Here is a 1,282-nt window from a genome sequence, read left to right as displayed (position 1 = left end):
TGCGGCGCCGGCTGCCGCGACAGCGGCACCCATCTGGGCGGCCTGCTGCGGAGCGGGCTGTGCCTGCGCCTGGCTCTGTCCCTGGGTCTGCGCCAGCCGCTGGTTCACGAACTGCTCGTACTGATCCAGATGCGGCGCGATCTCGCGCCGGGAAAGCCCGAGGCCGCCGTAATCGGTGGTCGGGCCGTCGTGATGGTACTTGTAGATATAGTCCTCGCCCTGGCCACGGTTGCGTGCCAGATTGCGGTTGTCGACGAAGTGGGCCACCAGTGCGTCCGACTGTGCGTCCACGTCGAAGCGGTTGGCGTTGGTCAACCCATAGTGCTTGCCGGTCTTGTCGATGAACTGCCCCAGGCCGGAGGCCGAGGTGGTGCCGGCGGCGGCATCGGGGTTGAAACCGGATTCCACGCGGGCAATAGCCAGCACATACGCGGTTTCGCGCGGGGTCAGCCCGGCTTCGCGGGAGGATTCGATCAGCGAATCGATGACCCGCGACTGGACTTCGGGCGAGGCGTCGCCCCAGCGGCGCGATTCACCATGCAGGCGGCCATCGGTGTCGTCGATCGGCTCGCGGTAATGGCTCCACGGCTTGATCTGGCTGCTGCGGTACTCCGCGCCCTTGGGCTGGAGCATGTCGGTATAGATTTCGTTTGGCATGTCTGTGCTATCCATTCTGTGAGAAAGAGGCTTTCCTTAAGGGGTGTTGCTCCTTGTATCGACCAACGGTCGATACCTACCGTATCGACCGTTGGTCGATACCTGCTGCGTACTGACCAACGGTCAGTACCTACCGCGTGGCTCAGTCTTCGATGTAGTCCACCTCCTCGGGATGGGTGATGCCGAGCTTGGCCAGCATGGCCGCGTACTCGTCGTTGTTCGGGGACTTCTCGTCGCCTTCGTCCTTCAGCGGCGGATTGCTGTGGGTCAGCGCGGTTCCATTGGTGTCATACAGGTAGAACCATTCGCAGAACGCGCAGCCCTGCTCCACTTCGCCGAACTGCACGACAAAGTAAGAGGTACCCTTTTCATCCTTCACGCAGGCCAGGCCGACCGCGCTGTAATCGCTCATCTCCGGCGGGTTCTCGAGGGTTCGGCGCTGGCCGTCCTTCTCGAAGTCCATGCGGGTACGGGACGTTTCGTCTTTGGCTGGCAACACGGTCAGCGACAACCGGGCTCCATTGCATTCCTTATGCATGCCTTTCTCTTCTTGCGGGGTGGATGAAACAGGGGATGCAGGCGCGGCGGTGGGCGCAGCAGCGGCCGGCGCGGACGGCGTTCCGGC

2 protein-coding genes are annotated in these 1,282 nt (G+C 63.2%); both read right to left on the bottom strand.

The window, feature by feature from the left end; genetic code table 11:
- On the bottom strand, nucleotides 1–657 hold a 657-nt coding region (locus EGJ34_RS21725), incomplete at its 3' end, for a transglycosylase SLT domain-containing protein (RefSeq protein WP_148100558.1).
- A 142-nt stretch (nucleotides 658–799) separates the two neighbouring features.
- Nucleotides 800–1,282: hypothetical protein (locus EGJ34_RS21720; RefSeq protein ID WP_260477097.1), on the bottom strand; the 483-nt coding region annotated here is incomplete at its 5' end.

Source organism: Stenotrophomonas sp. 278, from assembly GCF_003935715.1.
GTDB lineage: Bacteria > Pseudomonadota > Gammaproteobacteria > Xanthomonadales > Xanthomonadaceae > Stenotrophomonas > Stenotrophomonas maltophilia_AH.
The sequence above is the reverse complement of the archived record's forward strand: the minus strand, read 5'-3'. Positions and strand labels throughout refer to the sequence as shown.